Genomic DNA, 19549 nt, shown 5'->3' on the forward strand with positions numbered 1-19549 from the left:
GTGTACTACAACACGGGTGTGGGTACAGCGAAGTACAATGGCAATATCAGCAGCATGACCTGGAAGTCCGGGAACGAAAGTACAGTCCGCGGTTACAAATTCACTTATGACGGATTAAGCCGCCTGATGAACGCCACCTACGGTGAAACAGCCGGCATCAATACGAACACCAACCGTTTCAGTGAGAATGTAACCGCCTATGACAAAAACGGCAACATCAAGACCCTGCAACGTTACGGTCAGACCGCTGCTTCCAGTTACGGTTTGATTGATAACCTGACTTACACTTTGAACGGCAATCAGCTGACCCGTGTGGACGATGCCGTGACGGCTTCCGCCTACAACGGTGGCTTCGAGTTTAAGGACGGTGTGAAGCAGGCGAACGAGTACGCGTATGATGCTAACGGCAATTTAACTAAAGATTTAAACAAGGGAATCACTGATATCCAATATAATTGTTTAAATTTGCCCAGTGTGGTGACTTTCAGTGACGGGAGTACCATTACCTATACCTATGCAGCTGACGGCACAAAGTTGAAGACTGTACATAAGATAGGAGGTACAACCACTACAACTGATTATTGCGGAAATGTGATCTATGAAAACGGAGTGCAGAAGTTGCTGCTTACAGAAGAGGGTTATGTTACTTTGAGTGACAGCAAGTATCATTACTACTTGAAAGACCATCAGGGGAATAACCGTGTAGTGATTAACCAAAGCGGCACAGTGGAGGAGACGAACCACTACTATCCCTTCGGTGGTGTATTTGCAAGCACGGGCAATGCTCAGCCTTACAAGTACAACGGTAAGGAATATGACTCAAAGAAGGGTTTGAACTGGTATGATTATGGGGCGAGACATTATGATGCGGTGTTGGGGAGGTTTACGACGAATGACCCGTTGGCAGAGAAGTATTTCAATACCGGACTTTATGCTTATTGTTTGAATAATCCAGTGCGCTTTATAGATCCAACAGGAGGATTGGTAAGTCCTATTTATGATGAAAGTGGTTTTTTATTGGGTACTGATGATGAAGGGTTGCAAGGGGATGCCATTATAATGAATAAATCAAACTTTAAGCAAGGTATGTCTCATTCTGAAGCGTTAAGCTATAGTTTAGGCTACGGAGGGTTGGTAGATGATGAAGCGCGTTCCAATTACGTGACAAGTTATACCAGTTTGAAAGACAGACCTGACTATGATGGCTATCTGACCAAAGATGAGGCTGATACATGGTGGAGGAATAAAACGGGAGAACCGTTATTCGTGGATCAAAGTAAGATTGAGCTACATGGCGTAAACACCTCGTCTTTTAGTCAGAACAAATCTATATATAAAAATTTTATATGGAGGTTAACCAATACTGGAAAAGTTTATGGTACATTGAAAATGACTTTAATAGATGATAAGACCGGGAAAGTCTTTATTGGTTCAGAAAAGTATATGGATAAGTATGACTTTACGATGGATAATCGACCATTCCGCAATTTTGCGACATGGGTTGGCCGACCCGGTAGAGCAGGTGATGGAAAGGATTTTTTGATATATGGTTATGGATATGCAATCGTTCCAGTAGTTAAATAGAGTGTAATGAAGAAAATAGGCTATACAATATTGACTGTGATAATTCTTGGCGTTACTTATGGTATCATAAAGGAAATGAATTTTACTCCTTTAAAAAAGCAAGATTTTAAAACTCTTTTTCCAAACTATAATGGAAATGCTAAGATTGCTTATCATAAAGATTATATTGGTTGGAGCCAGGGAGATTATTTTGAGCTGTTTGTTTATCGCTTAAAAGATGTTCTTGTTGATTCTGCATATCCTAAGATAGAAGATAATTGGGAGTATGTGTCTCTGCCAGATACTGTTGAAGTTACAAAATGGATAAACTGTCCCATAGATTCTATAATACAACTGAAATATAGGAATGAATTATCGTGGATTATAAACAAAGGTGAAACGGATGAAGAAAAGGCATTCGAGAATTGTTTGAATGATTCAAATAGTTATTACAGTTGTATCTATATCAATGAATTGGAAAAATATTTATTATTGTACTGTCCTTCAAAAAGAATAATGTACTATATGAGACAGAATGGATTTTGATGATACAGATATTTTATACGAAATATATGGATATGGTTTAGGAAAAGTGGGGCATCGCATTAATAGACCTCTTGGTAGTAGGAAATGGTTTTTATAAATAATAGATATTATGCGTTATAAGAAAACTATATATACAATATTGGCGTTTTCTCTATTGGGTATGGTGTGGCACTATTTTTTTAGTTATCATTCTAAGACTGATATTGAAATAGCCCAAATATTAGGCGTGAATAAAGTTGAGATAGAGTCTTTCGATTATTCAGAATCTTGGAATATTCAAGATTATGATGTTGTAGAAAAATATGAATTGTCAAATAGCACTGTACAACGTTTTTTGACAAGTTCCTCGTTTGTTCTATTTGATGATGAATATGAGGTAGATTCTTTATTGTGGGGGAAAAAAACTGGACGAAAAAAGTTGATAGTACCAAGTTTGAGACCTATTATAAAATGGCTTTTTTAAAAAGGGAAGATTTTCAACGTAGCAAATGGATTTTAGAGGCTAACAAATCTTTAGGTACACAAGACGGATATCACTCTTTTTACTACAAGAAGTCAGGTAATGCTGTCGCCTTTTTTGTGTTTGATGTAAAGAATAGAACCTTATATATAATATATTTGAAATTGTAATATTCATCTGTCCATTGTAGCAGATACCCTCATCTGCTGCTTTGGGATATCGCATCTTCGGATTAGACAACTTAAATGATTCCCTGCTTGCATGACTATTGTAAGTAGGGAATCTTTATTTTGAATTCATTGGAAATAGTTAGTTTCTGCCTACAACGGCAGCTTCGAGTTCAAGGACGGTGTGAAGCAGGCGAACGAGTACGTTTATGATGCGAACGGCAATTTGACCAAAGATTTAAACAAGGGAATTAGCGATATTACGTATAATGTATTAAATTTGCCAACAGGCGTCACTTTTGCTTCCGGCGGTTTCATACAGTATGGCTATACTGCCGACGGCATCAAGCGGCGCATGATGTATAAGGAGGCAGATGGTTCGGGCAATCTGGTTCCTACGGTGTATTGCTGCAATGTGGTCTATGAAAACGGTGTTGCCAAGCTTCTTCTTACGGAAGAGGGGTATGTTACGCTTTCGGACAAGAAGTATCACTATTACCTGCAGGACCATCAGGGAAACGACCGCGTAGTCCTCAGTTCCAGCGGTGCTGTTGAGGAAGCGAACCATTACTATCCCTTCGGTGGTGTGTTTGCAAGTTCAGGCAATGTGCAGCCTTATAAATACAACGGCAAGGAGTACGATGGCAAGAAGGGGTTGAATCTGTATGATTATGGGGCACGCATGTATGATGCTGCGCTGGGAAGGTTTACGACGGTGGACCCTTCTGCTGAAAATTACTTCAATACAAGTCTCTATGCTTATTGCGGGAATAATCCTATTAATCGGATTGACCTTGACGGATTACTTTTGGCTCGAATATTGATATATAAGGTCCTCTGATTCAATAAAGTGAACGATTCCCTGCTTTCATCACTATATGTCAACAGGGAATTTTACCTTTTATATAAGGCTACACCCTTTCCCTGACATGGTGTAGCCATTTACCCCAAAGGGTGTAGCTATCCGGGGCAAAGGGTGTAGCTCTGTTTAATGTGCCTTATCAGTGCCTGCGGCACACATAATCCGTTATTGATTTATGAAAAATCCCCCGTCGTAAGTGGGAAGAAAGAAATTTGTTTCAAATCTCCCCGAAATCATGTACCTTTGTGGCGGTACCTAAAAAAGGAGGTAACAAGATGATGAACAAGATAAATTCCGTATGCGTATATTGTGCTTCGAGCACAAAGATAGATTCCGTTTATTTCGATGCAGCCCGTGAGCTGGGCACTCTGCTGGGGCAGCGGCAAATTCGCCTGATTAATGGTGCGGGAAATATGGGACTGATGTCCGCTGTGTCCGATGCGGCACTCCGGGCAGGGGGAGAGGTGACGGGCGTCATTCCCCGCTTCATGGTGGAGCAGGGATGGCATCACACCGGACTTACCCAACTCGTGGAAGTGGAAAGCATGCACCAGCGGAAAAAGACAATGGCCGACCTGAGCGATGCCGTCATCGCCCTGCCCGGTGGTTGCGGCACCCTGGAAGAACTGCTGGAAATCATCACTTGGAAGCAACTCGGACTGTATCTGAACCCGATTGTGATACTGAATGTCAAGAACTATTTCGGCCCTCTGCTCGATATGCTCCGGCAGGCGGTGGACGAAAACTTCATGCGCGTGCAGCACGGTGCCATCTGGCATGTGGCGCAGACACCGCAGGAAGCCGTGGAACTGATATATACCACTCCCTTGTGGGACGCCTCCATCCGTAAATTCGCTGCAATATGATAGGGCTGTTGATGGCTTGGGCAGTAGTGGGGACGGAGGGGATTCCTATTCCATATTCTCCGAGAATGGACGATGGCATCACCGTGGTCCTTTTGTGCTGTTTCTTTCTGTCGGCCTATGTCTTGTCACGCAGCCGCAAGTTCCTGCTGCAACTGGTGAAGGATTTCCTGCTTCATCGCGAACGTACCAGCATATTTGCCACTTCCACAGCCGCCGATATGCGCTATTTGCTGCTGCTCATCCTGCAGACTTGCATCCTTGCGGGTGTCTGTATCTTCAGCTACTTCAATGATATACAGCCGGAACTGGTACGTCATGTGTCGCCGGGGCTTCTGCTGGGGATTTACATCGGTGTGTGTCTCTTCTATTTGTGCTTGAAGTGGATGCTCTACTCTTTTCTGGGTTGGATTTTTTTTGACGAAAGTGTTACAACGCTATGGCTTGAGTCCTATTCTACGCTACTTTATTACTTGGGATTCGCCCTTTTCCCGTTTGCCCTGTTCGTAGTCTATTTTGATTTGAGTTTGCAGCTGACGATAATAATCGGATTGATTTTAGCCTTTTTTGCTAAAATATTGATGTTATACAAGTGGTTAAAGCTTTTTTGTAACAATTTATATGGCGGTTTGCTTTTAATTGTGTACTTTTGTGCCCTTGAAATCATGCCTTGTTTTGTGTTATATCAAGGTGTGATGCAGCTAAACAGTTATTTGATAATAAAATTTTAGGACGTTGAAAATTAAGAAAGTACTTGTGTCGCAGCCGAAACCGGCATCAGAGAAATCTCCTTACTACGACATCGCCGAGAAGTATGGTGTGAAAATAGATTTTCGCCCATTTATCAAAGTGGAGAGCCTTTCAGCGAAAGAGTTCAGACAACAGAAAATTTCGGTCTTGGATCATACTGCCGTTATTTTTACTTCGCGTCATGCTATTGATCATTTCTTCCACTTGTGTACAGAATTGCGTGTGACAATTCCCGAAACAATGAAGTATTTCTGCGTGACGGAGGCCGTTGCTCTGTATATCCAAAAGTATGTGCAGTATCGTAAGCGTAAGATTTTCTTCGGAAACACCGGGAAGATTGACGATTTGATACCTTCCATTGTTAAGCATAAGACTGAAAAGTACTTGGTACCAATGTCGGATGTACACAATGATGACGTGAAGAATCTGCTGGATAAGAATAAGATTCAGCACACGGAAGCTGTCATGTACCGTACTGTCAGCAATGACTTTGCTGCAGATGAGGCTTTTGATTATGACATGCTGGTGTTCTTCAGTCCGGCAGGCATCAGTGCCTTGAAGAAGAATTTCCCTGATTTTGACCAGAAGGAAATCAAGATCGGAACATTCGGCTCTACCACTGCCCAGGCAGTCCGTGATGCCGGACTTCGTCTTGACCTGGAAGCTCCCAGCGTGCAGGCACCCTCAATGACGGCGGCGCTTGACATGTTTATCAAGGAGAATAATAAAGGAAAGTAAAAAGAGTTATGAGTTATAAGTTATGAGTGATTTGCTTATAGCTTGTAGACATAACAATGGATTTATAAAATTGAGCTACAAGTGGTTGTGCTTTTATGTCGCCAGGTACTTGTAGCTCGTTTTTGTATCGCCCCATAACTTATCACTCATAACTTATCACTCATAACTCATCACTCATAACTTATAACTCATCACCCCATGCCAAATACCTTGCGTAAGTCCGAACGGTTGGACAAGAAGAAAGTGATAGAGAAGATGTTTGCGGGCGGCTCACGCTCGTTTTCGGTTTTCCCTTTGCGTGTGGTGTATCTGCCGGTGGAGGAGCTGGAGGCACCCGTTTCCATTCTTGTAAGTGTTTCGAAACGCCGTTTCAAGCGGGCGGTGAAGCGCAACCGCGTGAAACGCCAGATACGTGAAGCCTACCGCATGAACAAACACGGACTGCTGGCCGTGCTGACGGAAAAAAAGTGCCGTCTGGCCGTGGCCTTCATCTATCTTTCGGACCAGTTGGTAGACTCTTCTGTCATTGAGGACCGTATGAAGACAGCTTTGGCACGCATTGCCGAGAAGGTAGCGGCAAATGCTGAAGCCGAGCAAACTCCGCAGGTGTCATGAAGCGTCTGCTTTCATATCTGCTGCTGCTTCCCATCTATTTCTATCAGAAGTGCATATCGCCCATGATAGGGCCTTCATGCCGTTTTACCCCCACTTGTTCGCAATATGCGGTGGAGGCCATCAAGAAACACGGACCTTTCAAGGGGTTTTGTCTGGCAGTCAGGCGCATTCTGCGCTGCCATCCCTGGGGAGGTTCCGGATATGATCCCGTTCCATGAATATTCCAGTTGACATACATACACACCGGCTTCCGCAAGTACCCGGAACTGCCATTGCAAATTGCTATCCCGAAACGTTCTCTCCACAGAGCGGCGGATGGTATTCGGTGGGGATACATCCCTGGCATATAGGTCGGAGTGGAGGTGAACACTCAGGAGCCGAAGGTGCTGTGGCTAGCAGGGTGTGCGGCCTGGAGGAGTTAGTGCGCCATCCCCAAGTACTTGCCGTGGGCGAAGCCGGGCTGGACAAGCTGGCAGATGCTCCGATGGATTTGCAGGTGGAAGTGTTCAGGTGCCAGGCATGTTTGGCAGAGGAAGTGGGAAAGCCGCTGGTGATTCATCTGGTGAAGGCAGTTGATGAACTGCTGAAGGTGAAGCGGGACTTGCGCCCGTCGAATCCGTGGATAATACATGGTTTCCGTGGCAAGGCGGCGCTGGCGGAGGAATATCTGAAACATGGCTTTTACCTTTCATTCGGGGAGAAATACCAGGAAGCAGCCTTGTGCCGGGTACCTGCCGACCGGCTGTTCATCGAAACGGATGAAAGCGAAGTTTCCATCGGGGAATTGTATGCACGCGCTGCCGAAGTGCGCGGCATCTCTCCCGAGGAGCTTGGAGAAACACTCCGGAGAAATGTCTGCAAAGTCTTTTTTAAACCCTAAGAGTTGTTTCTTCGAATAAAGAGTCGTATTTTTGCGCAGATTAAAATAGGAATCAAACAATTCATAGATAATCACTTAAATAATTAATCAGATAACTTAATCATTCGATGAATTTTGTAGAAGAATTAAGATGGCGTGGCATGCTCCACGATATGATGCCGGGTACGGAAGAACTTCTGGCTAAGGAACAAGTGACTGCATACATTGGTTTCGACCCTACTGCGGACTCTTTGCACATCGGGCACCTTTGCAGTGTGATGATTTTGCGTCACTTCCAGCGTTGCGGACACAAGCCGTTGGCACTGATTGGCGGTGCTACGGGTATGATTGGTGACCCTTCCGGAAAGTCTGCCGAACGCAATCTGCTTACGGAAGAGACGTTGCAGCGCAACCTGGCCGGTATGAAGGCCCAGCTCTCCAAGTTCCTGGATTTTGATTCGGATGCCCCCAACCGTGCCGAGTTGGTGAACAACTACGATTGGATGAAGAACTTCACTTTCCTCGATTTTGCCCGTGAAGTGGGTAAGCACATCACCGTGAACTATATGATGGCGAAAGATTCTGTAAAGAAGCGTCTGAACGGTGAGGCACGTGACGGTCTTTCCTTCACGGAATTCACCTACCAGCTGTTGCAGGGGTACGACTTCCTTCATCTGTATGAAACCAAAGGCTGCAAGCTCCAGATGGGTGGCAGCGACCAGTGGGGTAACATCACCACCGGTGCCGAACTGATTCGCCGTACGAACGGTGGGGAGGTATTTGCACTGACCAGCCCGCTGATTACGAAGGCCGACGGTGGTAAGTTCGGCAAGACAGAGTCCGGAAACATCTGGCTCGACCCGCGCTACACTTCTCCATATAAGTTCTACCAGTTCTGGCTGAACGTGAGCGACGAGGATGCCAAACGCTACATAAAGATATTCACTGCACTGTCCAAGGAGGAGATTGATGCTCTGACGGCCGAGCACGAGGCTGCTCCCCATTTGCGCGTCCTTCAGAAGTGCCTGGCCAAGGAAGTGACTATCATGGTTCATTCCGAAGAGGACTATAACGCTGCTGTGGATGCATCCAACATCTTGTTTGGCAATGCAACTTCGGATGCACTGAAGAAGTTGGACGAAGATACGCTGCTGGCTGTGTTCGAGGGTGTTCCCCAGTTCGAAATATCCCGTGATGCACTGGCTGCCGGTGTGAAGGCGGTGGATTTGTTCGTGGATAATGCTGCTGTATTCGCTTCCAAGGGCGAGATGCGTAAGCTGGTGCAAGGCGGTGGCGTTTCTCTGAATAAGGAGAAACTGGCTGCTTTCGACCAGGTGATTACGACAGCCGATCTGCTGGACGAAAAATACCTGCTGGTACAGCGCGGCAAGAAGAATTACTATCTGATTATCGCCAAATAGCGGTATCCTAAAGAGAAGTAATTAAGGAAATAATGCTTCGGCAGTAAAAATAGCCCCGAAATATTTGGATATTTCGGGGCTTCCTTTTATCTTTGCACCGCTTTTTAACAGAAAGCCCTATGTTTGGACTATGGTGTAATGGTAGCACAACAGGTTTTGGTTCTGTTTGTCCAGGTTCGAATCCTGGTAGTCCAACTACGATACAGCTAATTGCAGCTAAAAACCCACTAAAATCGCAAGTTTTAGTGGGTTTTTTTGTTATTCTTTCCCCCTCTTGTTGGCACTATAGGTATAGATTTTTTCTTTTTACGAATCTTTGAACGATATTGCTATATAATTGACACAAATTTATACGGTTTCTCCATTTTCTTTTGTTACATTTGCATCGTGTACGCAAACGATGTGTATTTGATGGCTGAAGTTATAACCTATTAAATGTAGTGCAATCATGAAAACGAACTATGAAATTCGCTATGCTGAGCATCCCGATGATGTGAAAAGCTACGATACGAAAAGCATTCGCTGCGATTTCCTTATAGGGAAGGCATTCTCCCAAAATAAAGTTTCCATTGAGTATAAACTACTTGCAAATCGTACATAAATAGAATATCACTTATTTAAACTTAATAATTTAACGTTATGAATCCGTATTTGAATTTTTCTTTGGAAGGTAAAGTAGCCCTTGTTACAGGTGCTTCTTATGGTATCGGTTTTGCTATCGCTTCAGCTTTTGCAGAGCAAGGAGCAACTATCTGTTTCAACGATATCAACCAGGAGTTGGTAGACAAAGGCTTGGCTGCCTATACTGAAAAGGGTATCAAGGCACGCGGTTATGTATGTGATGTGACAGACGAACCTGCTGTTCAGGCCATGGTAGCCCAGATTGAAAAGGAAGTAGGCTCTGTTGATATCCTCGTAAACAATGCCGGCATCATCCGCCGTGTTCCTATGCACGAGATGGAGGCTGCTGACTTCCGTCGTGTAATCGATATCGACCTCAATGCTCCGTTCATCGTATCAAAGGCTGTTCTGCCTGCCATGATGAAGAAGGGCCACGGTAAAATTATCAATATCTGCTCTATGATGTCCGAACTGGGTCGTGAGACTGTGTCGGCCTATGCCGCTGCCAAGGGTGGCTTGAAGATGCTGACTCGCAACATCTGCTCTGAATATGGTGAATATAACATCCAATGTAACGGTATCGGTCCGGGTTACATCGCTACCCCGCAGACTGCTCCGCTGCGTGAAAAGCAGGCCGACGGTAGCCGTCACCCGTTCGACTCGTTCATCTGCGCCAAGACTCCGGCAGGCCGCTGGCTGGCTCCGGAAGAACTTACCGGTCCGGCAGTGTTCCTGGCATCGGAAGCCTCTAATGCGGTAAACGGTCACATCCTCTATGTAGACGGAGGTATTTTGGCTTATATCGGAAAGCAACCGAAATAAATTTAAGGATAATTGAGAAGGTGATAAAGTGGCAGGATAATGTCACTTGTCACCTTTTTCTTTTGGGCGCGGATTACGCGGATTTCGCGGAAAGGATAAGGAAAATCCGTATAATCCGCGAAATCCGCGCCTAAAAGAAAGTTATACAACTGATTAGGAAAAAGCAATGATTATATGAGAAACTTTCTTTTATTATGTATGGCGGCCCTCTGCTGTCTTGCTTGCAACGATAGCAAGATAGTGACTGTTACGGTAACCAATCCGTTAGCGATGGACCGTTCCGATGAAATGGTAGAGGTGTCCATGACCGAAATCTCAAACCTTCTGAATCTGGCAGACACCGCACAGATTGTGGTTCTGAATGTCGAAGGGGAGCAGGTGCCTTACCAAGTGACCTACGATGACAAATTAATCTTCCCTGCTACGGTAGCCGCCAATGCATCGGCTGCATATACCGTCCAGGCCGGTACTCCCGTCGATGTGGAGGTAAGGGCTTGTGGGCGGCAGTATCCCGAACGTCTGGACGACATGGCCTGGGAGAACGACTTGGTAGGCTTCCGTGCCTACGGTCCTGCATTGCAGGCAAGGGGTGAACGCGGTTTCGGCTACGACTTGTTTACGAAGCGAGGCACTGCTGCACCGGTACTGGAAGACATATATGCCAAGGAACTGGATGCAGACTCCTGGAAGCAGGTTAATGAATTGCGCAAGACAGACCCGAAGGCAGCCGATGAGCTGGTACGCACATTCTCCTATCATATAGACCACGGTTATGGCATGGACTGCTATGCAGTAGGCCCAACATTGGGAGCCGGAGTGTCTGCATTGATGGTGAATGATACCATTATCTATCCGTGGTGCTACAAGACGCAGGAGGTGCTGGACAACGGTCCGTTGCGCTTCACGGTGAAGCTGGAGTTCAATCCGTTGGCTGTGAAAGGGGATACTGCGGTGGTGGAAACGCGTCTGATTACGCTGGATGCCGGTTCTCATCTGAACCGTACTGCCGTTTCGTATAGCAATCTAAAGGAATCTTTGCCCATTGTTACCGGTATTGTGCTGCACGAACCGGACGGTGCTGTGGTGGCTGATGCCGCCGGTGGCTATATGACGTATGTAGACCCCACTACCGGACCGGATAATGGCAAGATATTTATGGGTGCCGCTTTCCCTGCCGTTGTGAAGGAAGCCAAAACCGTGCTTTTCCCCGTAGAGGAGAAGAAGATGCGTAACAATGCAGACGGCCACGTACTGGCTGTCAGCGACTATGAGCCGGGTGCCGACTACGTGTATTACTGGGGTTTTGCCTGGGACCGTGCGGACATCAAGACGGCTGAAGCCTGGAATAGCTATATGGCGGCATTTGCACAGAAGGTACGCAATCCGATGACGGTGAGTATCCGCTAAGTTGATTTTCTTCCTTTTCAGACGGAGAAGATTGAGAAGTTGGAGGTTTGTAACTGTCCGGACGAATGACAAATGTTCTCAGAATAAGCTCTTCCCCTTGTAGACAAGTTCTGCAACGTTTTTGGCCTCCAGTTTTTCCATCAGGCGCTTCCGGTAAGTCTGTATTGTATTGATGCTGAGAAATAGTAATTGGGATATTTCAGAAGTGCTCAGTCCTTGCGAGAGATAGGCGAGCACTTCTTTTTCACGTCTCGACAATTCGGGAAGTGCATGTGGTAGGGTGTTTTGTTTTTCCTTGTCCAGTTCGCTGAAAACATTGCTGAAGTATCTGGTTCCGTTTTTCAGTGTACTGATGGCGTCTCTCAATTCGCTGGTGCTGGCATTTTTTGAAACAGCTCCGTTGATGTTTAGGGTGGATAATTTGGCTATGATCCAAGGTTCTTCATGCATGGTATAGATTAAAATGCCGCATTCGGGTATCTGGCTGTGAAGGTGGGATATGAGTTGGAATCCATTCATATCCGGTAGTTCAAGGTCAATGATGCAAAGGTCGAATCTCTCTTTGAGGGTCAGTTGTTCCACGTCTTTTGCACAAGTGGCTCCTTTGCATGTCACTCCTTCGAGTTGCGAGGCCAATGCGATGATGCCTTCAGCAACAATCGGGTGGTCATCTATTACCAGTATTCTGTATGTTTCTTTGTTTGGTTTCATTCGTTTATGTTAAGCAGTAGGGTGAAAACGTTGTTTTCTGTTGACGAGCATACATTGGCGGTAGCGTTGATGGCTCTGATACGGTCGTTTACGGTGCGCAATCCTATGCCGTCATGCAGTTCCTTGGCAAAATATTTGCATTCCTCTTCCAACCCTTCAATGTAACGGCGTGCCGAGTTCAGTTCGTTTTCTTGCTTTAGCAGTTCAATCTTCTTTTCGGCTATTCGTTTCTTGTGGCGGAGCGTCAACAAAGTAATGAGAGCAAGACCGGACAGAAGGGCTACAGCAATGGAGGCTTTTAGCAGGAAGGCTTGGTGTTCCAGTTGTTCTTGTTGCAGGTGGGCTATCTCCAATTCCTTTTCTTGTGTGTGATATTTCACGTTGAATTCTGCCATTTGTTGCGTCAGATTGTGCTGTGCCAGCGTATCAGTCCACATGCGGGCACTATCCATATAGGTATAGGCCAGTTTGGGGTTTCCCAAGGCATCGTAGCATCGTGCCATTTGTGTAAGTAGTGTTTTGGGCTCGGTACCGGTTTTCCGGTTACGCAGCCAGTGGAAGTCCTTCAAGGCGCGGGCATAGTTTTTGCGGTTTGTTTCGGTGGCTGCCCTCGATTGTATGAATCCTATGGCAGCGATGGAGTTGGATGGTACCCGTTGTAGTAGTTTGTTCCCCAATTTCAAGTAGTGGTCTATGGAATCGGGTTGTTCTTTTCGTTCAAAGAGTCTCAGCATGCCGGGCAGGCAGCGTATCTTCCATAGGTCTTCGTTTCCCTCTCCGTGGCAGGCAATGTTCCAGGCTTTGCGGTTGGATTTTTCAGCATCATCCAGCTTGTTCAGTTCAGCCTTTATGGTTGCCCTGATTTGCCAGGTGGTGAAGGCTACGAATGGGGCTTCGGTTCTGGCGGCATGTTCGGTGGCCATGTCGGTATACTTTTCTGCTTCGTCCAGCTGCCTGATATTGAAGTATAGGATGGACACATTGTTGCAGATGTGGGCTATCCAGCTTTCGTCCCCATATTGCAAGGCACTGTCCAGTGCTTTATTGTAATAGTAGAGTGTAGAGTCATTCATTTGGTGCTGACGGTAGAGGAGGCCCAAATCGTTGTATACGCTGATGTGCTTTTCCAAATCATTTATCTGCGGCAGGTAGGGGAGCACATTTTTTTTCATGGCAAGGGCTTCTTCTGTCTTTCCCACATAGATCAGTAGTGTGGCTTGTTCGTTCAGCAAGATGGGATACATGAAGGAGTGCTTTACGTTCCGGGTGGCAAAGGCGCTGTCGAAGCTACGTTGCGCTTCATCGTAGTGTCCTTCTTCCATGAGATTGGCTGCCCGGTTGTAGAAGTGTGCCAACAGAGTGTCTGTTGGTATTTCTCCGGCGTGAAGCAGGATAGTGGTTAAAGAAAAGAGGAGTGATAATAGCTTAGTATGGCGTACCCTCATATCGGTATATTTTAGTGGAATTCAATCTGTGCTTAGTTGTTGCAAATATACGTCTTATTCATTTTGCTTTTTATTGGAGATGCTGAATTTTTTCTGTATGTGGCTGAAAAATCACCTTTTTCAGTGACAAGGAGTGAAAGGAAAAGTTTATTACTTTGCAAAAAATATTAAGCTTTGTCTGGGAATGATAAATGGCCAAAAGTATCTGTCCGGGTTTGAATGGCAGAGTCTTGTTGTCGTGAGATACGGACGGCATTCCTTATACTTTTGTTATTATGGATTTTCCTTAGAGGGATGGGGATAAAACAAGATTTGTAACTTATGAAAATGTTTAAAATGATGGCTGCCTCCATGTTGGGTGTGGCGTTGTGCTTGGGATTCACTGCTTGCAGTGACGATGACGAAAATGAGAATGGTGAGGGTGGCGAAAACACCGCCACTGTGGTCAATCCTTCGCAAGTGTTTACGGGAGGACTTCCGAAGTCGGTTTCGGGCATGGCGATTTCTCACAATGAAGAAGGGCTGGTGACGAACATTACAACTGAGGATGGGGATAAAGCCGTCTTTGAGTACTTTCCCGCTACTACAAAGGCAGATGTTGCAAAGGACCGAGCAAGAATCACCGTGACGGATGAAGAGGGCGATGTTACAGAACTGAACTTGCAGCTCAACAGCGATGGTTATGTGGAATTTTGCAACTCAATAGACCACGCTGGTACTCCCGATGCCGATGAGTTTACTTGGGAGATGGAATACGACACTGAAGGCCATCTGGTTGTAATGAAACGCTCTGAAAGCGATGGTGAAATAACGAACATCACCTATAAGGATGGAGATGTGGTGAAGACTTCCACACGTTATGTAGCTAGTGGGGATCTCAATGGTGACGGAATTATCGACAGCAATGACGAGTGGGAGTATAGTGCTGCCATAGACTATACGACGGATAATATAACAGCTCCTATCGAGAATAAGGGCTGCCTGATGTTGTTTGATGAAATACTGGATGTGGATATGGACGAGATGATATATGCCTATTATGGAGGCATGCTTGGTAAGGCTACGAAACATCTGCCGCTTGTAGGGCATTATACATACAATGGCGAGGACTCTGTGTCCGATATGTATTTTACATGGACATTGAATTCCGACAGTTATCCTACGGAACTGGTTGTAAAAGACCAGTGGGATGAATACAGATGTACATTTACTTGGTAATTATAAAACATCTGTTTATTCTTGTGGAACAGGACATGAGCCTATAAAATGTAAGGGGTTGCCTTTTGCCGAGACAACCCCTTCTTATTTTATGTGGAATTTATTGTGACAGCAGATGTTGGTAACTTTCTGCTGTTTCAAGTTTATAATACTTTGAATTCATATCCCTCTTCCTTCAGGAAGTCAATGGCGCGCGGCAATGCGTACTGCAGGTTTCCGTTGCACCAGGATTTCAAGGAATCGTGGAAGGTGATGATGGAGCCGTTGCGGGCGTAGCGCATCACGTTGGCTAGCACTTGCGGACCGCGCAGCTTCTTGCTGTAGTCGCGGGTCACGAGGTCCCACATCACAATCTTGTAGGTTCGTTTCAGCGTGAGATACTGGTTGGCGAACATATGGCCGTGGGGAGGGCGGAACAAGAGAGGGTAGAGAACCTTCTCCACATTGCAATTGATGTCCCCACCCATTTCCATGAAAATCTTCGCCTGTTCGGTATTTCCCAGATAATTCTTGGCCGTGTATTCAAATCCACGGATATGGTTGAAGGTGTGGTTACCGATGCGGTGCCCACGCTCAACGACCATCCGGAATTCGTCCGGATGCTTCCGTATGTTGTCACCTACCATGAAGAAGGTGGCTTTGATGTTGTGCTTATCCAGCAGGTCGAGCACCCAGGGAGTTACTTCGGGGATAGGGCCATCGTCGAAAGTCAGATAAACGGCTTTTTCATTGGGGTCCATCCTCCAGACTGCACCGGGATATAGTTTGCGAAAAAACTCAGGAGGTTGTTCTATAAACACGTGATTAAGGATTAAGGGATTAGGGATTTTAAGGATTAGGGGTTAATGATTAAGGATTAGGGGTTAAGGATTAGTTATTAATGATTAGTGATGAACTGCACAGGCTAATCCCTAATCCTTTAATCCTTAATCCCTAATCCTTATTCTCACTCCTTCATTCTGTCCACATACATATTATACAGTTCTTCCACCTTCGGCTCGTAGATTTCGGCGAGCTTGGAGTTGTACTTCTTCATGGCCTTCACCTCGGCATCGAGTACAGCCCAGTGGTATTCAAACTCACGGGTAGAAATCATGAAGCGGTTGTCGTCCAGGCTCAGATACCAGGTCAGGTACTCTACAGCCTTGTCAGCAAGGGCTTTCATTATCTCGTCCGCCTTGGCGGTTTCGCCCAGTTGGTAGTAGGCTTCTGCCATCTGTACGGCACCGTTCTGCCAGTCGTAAGGCACGTTGTAGGCGGGAATCATCTTTTCGGCATAGTCCAGGGCGGCTTTTGCCTTGTCTTTCTTGCCCTCACGCATCAGCTGCTGCACGAGTTGGGAGAAGATGCGACGGTGAGAGTGACACATGCGCATGGCGTTCTCGTCGATATAGATGCCCGGCTTGTCGATGCCACCGAACTTGAACTTGTTCATCAGGTTGTCGTACATCTTTTCGGAGTCTATTGTCACGCCCGTCTTACTGGTGTCGAACGGAGTGAAACGATAGGCAAGACCTTCCTGAACGAAGTGGTTCTCCATGTTCAGCTGGTTCTCCCTGCCTACGCTGACAGCGATATAGATGGGGCGTTCCCAGTTGGCCTCGCTCAGCATTTCGAGCATCATCAACTCGCTCTTGTAGAGGGCGCGTTTGCCTTTCAGCGAAATGTGCATGTAGTCGGGGATTGAATCGCCCGGTATCATCATACCACTGCGGCGTACGGCTTCCTTATCCACCTTGATGACGATGCTGTCGGTAGGAATCACCTTCAGGTCATTGTCTTTGGGCGCACGTATCCAGTGCTTCAGGATGTTCTTGAGTTCGTAGGGGTTGTCTCCGAATTCCTTCTTCACATTGACCAGCGCTTCGGGATTGCCGTCCAGTGCCTGCTTCTCGGCTTCGGCATAGAGCTGGTTGATACTCTTTTTGTATTCCGGTTGGATAGGAATATATTCGTTGGTGCCTTCCACGTACTCCATACGGTCCCACGTGATGGGCAGCGAAGGACTGTCGTAGGCGGGGCGCTTCATCTGGTCGATGTACCAATCGGTCTGCAGGTACGAGAGGTTGCAGGTGCGGGCGTCGGTACGGAAACCTTCGGTCTCCTGGTTGTACCAGAGGGGGAAGGTATCGTTGTCACCGTTGGTATAGATAATTGGGTTGCCGCTTTCTTGCAGGGACATCAGGTAGTTCTGGCCGAAGTCACGTGCCATGTAGCGGTCGCTGCGGTCGTGGTCGTCCCAAGTCTGGCTTGCCATCTGCACGGGGACAAAGAGGCAAGCTACGGAAACGATGGAGGCAGCAGGCAGTTCCTTCATCTTGGCATAGTCTTGAAGCAGACGGACGAGTCCTGCCACACCCATACCAATCCAGATGGCGAAGGCGTAGAACGAACCGGCGTAGGCATAGTCACGTTCGCGCGGTTGGCTCGGAGTCTGGTTCAGGTAGAGCACGATGGCAATACCGGTCATGAAGAAGAGGAAGAAGACCACCCAGAATTGCTGGATGCCTTTCTGTCCGCGGTAGGCTTGCCACAGCAGGCCGATGATACCCAGCAACAGCGGCAGGCAGTAGAATACGTTGTGTCCCTTGTTGTCTTTCAGTTCCTGAGGCAAGAGGCTCTGGTCGCCCACCAGCCAGTTGTCGATGAACGGGATACCGGTAATCCAGTTGCCGTGTTCAATTTCTCCGCTGCCTTGTATGTCGTTCTGGCGTCCGGCAAAGTTCCACATGAAGTAGCGCCAGTACATCCAGTTGAGCTGGTAGGAGAAGAAGAACTTGATGTTTTCCCACTGTGTGGGCATGTTTACCATAATCATGTTGCCGCATTTGTCATAGGGCACATCGTAACCCTTGATGTCCTGCCAGGCATGGTATTGTTGTGTATGGGCACTGCTGTACATACGCGGGAACAGCATGTTCTGGGCATATTCGTACTCAATGCGTCCGGGGATTTCGATGTACGAATCCTTTTCGTCGGGCGTGGCTTTCTCCTTGCGGATGAACTTCGTGCCGTTGTACTTGATGCGCGGCTCGCAATAACCGTCTTTCACGTCCAGCGCCACTTGCGAGGAGAAGGCAGGACCATAGAACAGCGGGCGTGTGCCATACTGCTCGCGTCCCAGGTATTCGCCCAGTGTGAAGATGTCCTCCGGAGAGTTCTGGTCCATCGGCGTGTTGGCGGTGGAGCGGATGACGATAAGTGCATACGAGGAATATCCGATGACAATCATCATGGTGCAGAGCAGCGAGGTGTTCAGCGTGCGTGCCGATACGCGGAATTTCTCTTTGACGGCTGCCTGCGTCTTCGGACGGAGGTAGAGCCACAATGCGGCAATGACAATGACACCGATAACTACCGAGCTGGTACCGTGTCCGTAGAACGGGATACCCAGCATGGTGATGGTGAGTATGAACGAGAGTGCCATACGTGCCTTGTTGCGTTCGGTATAGCTTTCGTAGATACCCCAGATGAGGCAGGCTGCCAACAGGATGATATATACGATGACACCCGTGTTGAAGGACATGCCCAGCGTGTTGACGAAGAGCAGTTCGAACCAGCCGCCCACTTTCACGATACCCGGCACGATGCCGTAGAGTACGGCTGCTACCAGTATGCCCGAAGCGAGCAATGCCAGCAGGGAGCCTCGGGCATTGGCGTTGGGTACTTTCTTGTAGTAGTATACCAGTACGATGGCGGGCAGGCAGAGCAGGTTCAGCAAGTGCACGCCGATACTCAGACCGGTCAGGTAGGCGATGAGAATCAGCCAGCGGTCACTGTGAGGCTCGTTGGCGACGTCTTCCCACTTCAGTATGAGCCAGAATACGACGGCAGTGAACAGTGAGGAGAAGGCATACACCTCGCCTTCCACAGCGCTGAACCAGAAGGTATCGCTGAACGTGTAGGCAAGTGCGCCCACCAGACCGCTACCCATGATGGTGACCATCTGTCCGCGTGTGATATTGTTTTCGTCTGTCACCACAAGTTTGCGTACCAGGTGCGTGATGCTCCAGAAAAGGAACAGGATACATGCGCCGCTCATCAGCGCGCTCATGTAGTTCACCATCTTGGCAACGGTGGAGGCATCGGAAGCAAATTGTGAGAATAGGTTGGCTACCAGCATGAAGAACGGTGCGCCGGGCGGGTGTCCTACTTCCAGCTTATAGCCGGTGGTGATGAACTCCGGGCAGTCCCAAAAGCTTGCAGTAGGTTCGATGGTCATGCAGTAGACCGTCGCTGCAATGAGGAAGGTAATCCAGCCTACAAGGTTGTTTACGGTTTTGTACTGTTTCATTCAGATGAAATTCGTTATTATTCAGTTTTGTTTTTTACAAGCTGTTTTGCCATCGCTTAGTCAACGTATTGGCATATATGGGCGCAAATATAATGATTTCGCTTCTAAATAGGTGACAATAAGCAGCATTATTAGGATAGGTTAAGGGATTTGCTGCATCTATAGATGCAGCACGGTGGAAGTATAG

The 19549-nt window shown here is 46.9% G+C and carries 18 protein-coding genes, 1 tRNA gene and 1 pseudogene; 16 read left to right on the forward strand and 4 right to left on the reverse strand.

Going from position 1 to position 19549, the window contains the following annotated elements:
- From DWZ67_RS20515 to DWZ67_RS19345, 15 genes and pseudogenes are all read left to right on the forward strand, one after another.
- Positions 1–1584, forward strand: a 1584-nt coding sequence (locus tag DWZ67_RS20515) for an RHS repeat-associated core domain-containing protein (protein WP_243635192.1), incomplete at its 5' end; no start/stop codon positions are given.
- Between the two features lie 6 nt (positions 1585–1590).
- Complete coding sequence (locus DWZ67_RS19275) at positions 1591–2109, forward strand: hypothetical protein (RefSeq protein ID WP_057089651.1); 519 nt, start codon at positions 1591–1593, stop codon at positions 2107–2109.
- A gap of 109 nt (positions 2110–2218) precedes the next feature.
- Positions 2219–2572, forward strand: a complete 354-nt coding sequence (locus DWZ67_RS19280; protein ID WP_133302956.1) for a hypothetical protein — start codon at positions 2219–2221, stop codon at positions 2570–2572.
- 348 nt (positions 2573–2920) lie between these two features.
- Complete coding sequence (locus tag DWZ67_RS19290; RefSeq protein ID WP_243635193.1) at positions 2921–3577, forward strand: RHS repeat domain-containing protein; 657 nt, start codon at positions 2921–2923, stop codon at positions 3575–3577.
- A 299-nt stretch (positions 3578–3876) separates the two neighbouring features.
- Positions 3877–4464: a TIGR00730 family Rossman fold protein gene (locus DWZ67_RS19295; RefSeq protein WP_120139523.1), complete on the forward strand. Its 588-nt coding sequence runs from the start codon at positions 3877–3879 to the stop codon at positions 4462–4464.
- A complete protein-coding gene (locus DWZ67_RS19300; protein ID WP_022400587.1) occupies positions 4461–5192 on the forward strand; it encodes a DUF4271 domain-containing protein in 732 nt (243 codons plus the stop codon). Before DWZ67_RS19295 ends, DWZ67_RS19300 begins: the two co-directional genes overlap by 4 nt.
- Positions 5193–5196: 4 nt before the next feature.
- Complete coding sequence (locus DWZ67_RS19305; RefSeq protein WP_005834069.1) at positions 5197–5949, forward strand: uroporphyrinogen-III synthase; 753 nt, start codon at positions 5197–5199, stop codon at positions 5947–5949.
- Positions 5950–6147: 198 nt separating this feature from the next.
- On the forward strand, positions 6148–6564 hold the full coding sequence (rnpA, locus tag DWZ67_RS19310; protein ID WP_022400586.1) for a ribonuclease P protein component: 417 nt from the start codon (positions 6148–6150) through the stop codon (positions 6562–6564).
- Positions 6561–6782: a membrane protein insertion efficiency factor YidD gene (yidD, locus tag DWZ67_RS19315; RefSeq protein ID WP_005831056.1), complete on the forward strand. Its 222-nt coding sequence runs from the start codon at positions 6561–6563 to the stop codon at positions 6780–6782. Before rnpA ends, yidD begins: the two co-directional genes overlap by 4 nt.
- A complete protein-coding gene (locus DWZ67_RS19320; RefSeq protein ID WP_044468783.1) occupies positions 6779–7444 on the forward strand; it encodes a TatD family hydrolase in 666 nt (221 codons plus the stop codon). The genes yidD and DWZ67_RS19320 overlap by 4 nt, the downstream gene beginning before the upstream one ends.
- Positions 7445–7551: 107 nt before the next feature.
- Positions 7552–8844 carry a tyrosine--tRNA ligase gene (gene tyrS / locus DWZ67_RS19325; RefSeq protein WP_005834072.1) on the forward strand — a complete coding sequence of 431 codons (1293 nt, stop codon included), beginning with the start codon at positions 7552–7554 and terminating at the stop codon, positions 8842–8844.
- A 124-nt stretch (positions 8845–8968) separates the two neighbouring features.
- A tRNA-Gln gene (locus DWZ67_RS19330) sits at positions 8969–9039 on the forward strand.
- A gap of 253 nt (positions 9040–9292) precedes the next feature.
- A pseudogene (locus DWZ67_RS20520) lies at positions 9293–9427 on the forward strand (5-keto-4-deoxyuronate isomerase); the annotation flags it as partial.
- A gap of 56 nt (positions 9428–9483) precedes the next feature.
- Entirely contained in the window at positions 9484–10287 is an 804-nt protein-coding gene (locus DWZ67_RS19340; RefSeq protein WP_005831048.1) for a gluconate 5-dehydrogenase, read from the forward strand.
- A gap of 174 nt (positions 10288–10461) precedes the next feature.
- On the forward strand, positions 10462–11694 hold the full coding sequence (locus DWZ67_RS19345) for a DUF4861 domain-containing protein (protein WP_120139514.1): 1233 nt from the start codon (positions 10462–10464) through the stop codon (positions 11692–11694).
- A gap of 78 nt (positions 11695–11772) precedes the next feature.
- Here DWZ67_RS19345 and DWZ67_RS19350 read toward each other — a convergent pair whose 3' ends face one another.
- Both DWZ67_RS19350 and DWZ67_RS19355 read right to left on the reverse strand, forming a co-directional pair.
- Positions 11773–12405, reverse strand: coding sequence for a response regulator (locus tag DWZ67_RS19350; protein ID WP_005831042.1), 633 nt, complete (start codon positions 12403–12405; stop codon positions 11773–11775).
- Positions 12402–13850 carry an ATP-binding protein gene (locus DWZ67_RS19355; protein WP_120139515.1) on the reverse strand — a complete coding sequence of 483 codons (1449 nt, stop codon included), beginning with the start codon at positions 13848–13850 and terminating at the stop codon, positions 12402–12404. The genes DWZ67_RS19350 and DWZ67_RS19355 overlap by 4 nt, the downstream gene beginning before the upstream one ends.
- Before the next feature lie 321 nt (positions 13851–14171).
- On the opposite strand from DWZ67_RS19355, the gene DWZ67_RS19365 reads away from it, so the two are divergent.
- Positions 14172–15068: a DUF4595 domain-containing protein gene (locus tag DWZ67_RS19365; RefSeq protein ID WP_005831035.1), complete on the forward strand. Its 897-nt coding sequence runs from the start codon at positions 14172–14174 to the stop codon at positions 15066–15068.
- A gap of 143 nt (positions 15069–15211) precedes the next feature.
- Here DWZ67_RS19365 and DWZ67_RS19370 read toward each other — a convergent pair whose 3' ends face one another.
- Together DWZ67_RS19370 and DWZ67_RS19375 are read right to left on the reverse strand one after the other, a co-directional pair.
- Positions 15212–15868 (reverse strand): polysaccharide deacetylase family protein, encoded by a 657-nt coding sequence (locus DWZ67_RS19370; RefSeq protein WP_005831030.1) that lies wholly within the window; start codon positions 15866–15868, stop codon positions 15212–15214.
- Positions 15869–16014: 146 nt separating this feature from the next.
- Positions 16015–19362 carry a DUF2723 domain-containing protein gene (locus tag DWZ67_RS19375; RefSeq protein WP_120139516.1) on the reverse strand — a complete coding sequence of 1116 codons (3348 nt, stop codon included), beginning with the start codon at positions 19360–19362 and terminating at the stop codon, positions 16015–16017.
- Positions 19363–19549: the final 187 nt, after the last annotated feature.

It is taken from the genome of Bacteroides sp. AF34-31BH (genome assembly GCF_003602795.1).
Classification (GTDB): Bacteria; Bacteroidota; Bacteroidia; order Bacteroidales; family Bacteroidaceae; genus Bacteroides; species Bacteroides uniformis.

Bases quoted from the DNA above. Each gene is read 5' to 3' on its own strand.
- DWZ67_RS19375 (WP_120139516.1), bottom strand. From the start codon at position 19,362: ATGAAACAGTACAAAACCGTAAACAACCTTGTAGGCTGGATTACCTTC.
- tyrS (WP_005834072.1), top strand. From the start codon at position 7,552: ATGAATTTTGTAGAAGAATTAAGATGGCGTGGCATGCTCCACGATATG.
- DWZ67_RS19320 (WP_044468783.1), top strand. From the start codon at position 6,779: ATGAATATTCCAGTTGACATACATACACACCGGCTTCCGCAAGTACCC.
- DWZ67_RS19295 (WP_120139523.1), top strand. From the start codon at position 3,877: ATGAACAAGATAAATTCCGTATGCGTATATTGTGCTTCGAGCACAAAG.
- DWZ67_RS19280 (WP_133302956.1), top strand. From the start codon at position 2,219: ATGCGTTATAAGAAAACTATATATACAATATTGGCGTTTTCTCTATTG.
- DWZ67_RS19345 (WP_120139514.1), top strand. From the start codon at position 10,462: ATGAGAAACTTTCTTTTATTATGTATGGCGGCCCTCTGCTGTCTTGCT.
- DWZ67_RS19365 (WP_005831035.1), top strand. From the start codon at position 14,172: ATGAAAATGTTTAAAATGATGGCTGCCTCCATGTTGGGTGTGGCGTTG.
- DWZ67_RS19355 (WP_120139515.1), bottom strand. From the start codon at position 13,850: ATGAGGGTACGCCATACTAAGCTATTATCACTCCTCTTTTCTTTAACC.
- DWZ67_RS19300 (WP_022400587.1), top strand. From the start codon at position 4,461: ATGATAGGGCTGTTGATGGCTTGGGCAGTAGTGGGGACGGAGGGGATT.
- rnpA (WP_022400586.1), top strand. From the start codon at position 6,148: ATGCCAAATACCTTGCGTAAGTCCGAACGGTTGGACAAGAAGAAAGTG.
- DWZ67_RS19275 (WP_057089651.1), top strand. From the start codon at position 1,591: ATGAAGAAAATAGGCTATACAATATTGACTGTGATAATTCTTGGCGTT.
- yidD (WP_005831056.1), top strand. From the start codon at position 6,561: ATGAAGCGTCTGCTTTCATATCTGCTGCTGCTTCCCATCTATTTCTAT.
- DWZ67_RS19340 (WP_005831048.1), top strand. From the start codon at position 9,484: ATGAATCCGTATTTGAATTTTTCTTTGGAAGGTAAAGTAGCCCTTGTT.
- DWZ67_RS19350 (WP_005831042.1), bottom strand. From the start codon at position 12,405: ATGAAACCAAACAAAGAAACATACAGAATACTGGTAATAGATGACCAC.